At 50.4% G+C, this 1,742-nt stretch carries 1 rRNA gene; it reads left to right on the top strand.

Annotated features, from left to right (window positions below):
* Nucleotides 1-1,722, top strand: a 23S ribosomal RNA gene (locus DV356_RS09750); the annotation flags it as partial.
* Nucleotides 1,723-1,742: the final 20 nt, after the last annotated feature.

Raw genomic sequence — 1,742 nt, 5'->3', positions numbered from 1 at the left:
CTGTTGGGTAGGGGAGCGTTGTGTAAGCGGAAGAAGGTTCATCGAGAGGTGGGCTGGACGTATCACAAGTGCGAATGCTGACATAAGTAACGATAAAACGGGTGAAAAACCCGTTCGCCGGAAGACCAAGGGTTCCTGTCCAACGTTAATCGGGGCAGGGTGAGTCGGCTCCTAAGGCGAGGCTGAAAAGCGTAGTCGATGGGAAACAGGTTAATATTCCTGTACTTGGTAAAGCTGCGATGTGGGGACGGAGTAGGTTAGGTTATCGCACTGTTGGATATGTGCGTTTAAGTTGGTAGGTGGGAAGTTTAGGCAAATCCGGACTTCCTTAACACAGAGAGATGATGACGAGGCTCTACGGAGCTGAAGTAACTGATACCACACTTCCAGGAAAAGCCACTAAGCGAAAGGCTTTACTAAACCGTACTGAAAACCGACACAGGTGGTCAGGTAGAGAATACTCAGGCGCTTGAGAGAACTCGGGTGAAGGAACTAGGCAAAATAGCACCGTAACTTCGGGAGAAGGTGCGCCGGCGTAGATTGTAAGGGCTAGCCCCTGAAGGTTGAACCGGTCGAAGATACCAGCTGGCTGCAACTGTTTATTAAAAACACAGCACTCTGCAAACACGAAAGTGGACGTATAGGGTGTGATGCCTGCCCGGTGCTGGAAGGTTAATTGATGGTGTAATCGCAAGAGAAGCACCTGATCGAAGCCCCAGTAAACGGCGGCCGTAACTATAACGGTCCTAAGGTAGCGAAATTCCTTGTCGGGTAAGTTCCGACCTGCACGAATGGCATAATGATGGCCAGGCTGTCTCCACCCGAGACTCAGTGAAATTGAAATCGCCGTGAAGATGCGGTGTACCCGCGGCTAGACGGAAAGACCCCGTGAACCTTTACTATAGCTTGACACTGAACATTGAATTTTGATGTGTAGGATAGGTGGGAGACTTAGAAGCAGTCACGCCAGTGATTGTGGAGTCGACCTTGAAATACCACCCTTTAACGTTTGATGTTCTAACGAAGATGACGAAACGTGGTCTCGGACAGTGTCTGGTGGGTAGTTTGACTGGGGCGGTCTCCTCCCAAAGCGTAACGGAGGAGCACGAAGGTTTGCTAATCACGGTCGGACATCGTGAGGTTAGTGCAATGGTATAAGCAAGCTTAACTGCGAGACAGACAAGTCGAGCAGGTACGAAAGTAGGTCATAGTGATCCGGTGGTTCTGAATGGAAGGGCCATCGCTCAACGGATAAAAGGTACTCCGGGGATAACAGGCTGATACCGCCCAAGAGTTCATATCGACGGCGGTGTTTGGCACCTCGATGTCGGCTCATCACATCCTGGGGCTGAAGTAGGTCCCAAGGGTATGGCTGTTCGCCATTTAAAGTGGTACGCGAGCTGGGTTTAGAACGTCGTGAGACAGTTCGGTCCCTATCTGCCGTGGGCGTAGGATGATTGATTGGGGCTGCTCCTAGTACGAGAGGACCGGAGTGGACGCATCACTGGTGTTCCGGTTGTGTCGCCAGACGCATTGCCGGGTAGCTAAATGCGGAAGAGATAAGTGCTGAAAGCATCTAAGCACGAAACTTGCCAAGAGATGAGTCATCCCTGACTTTAAGTCAGTAAGGGTTGTTGTAGACTACGACGTAGATAGGTTGGGTGTGTAAGTGATGTGAGTCATTGAGCTAACCAATACTAATTGCCCGAGAGGCTTAACTATACAACGCTCAAGTGTTTTTG

This window comes from Haemophilus influenzae, from assembly GCF_003494325.1.
GTDB lineage: Bacteria > Pseudomonadota > Gammaproteobacteria > Enterobacterales > Pasteurellaceae > Haemophilus > Haemophilus influenzae_I.
This window is presented reverse-complemented; position numbering and strand designations above follow the sequence as displayed.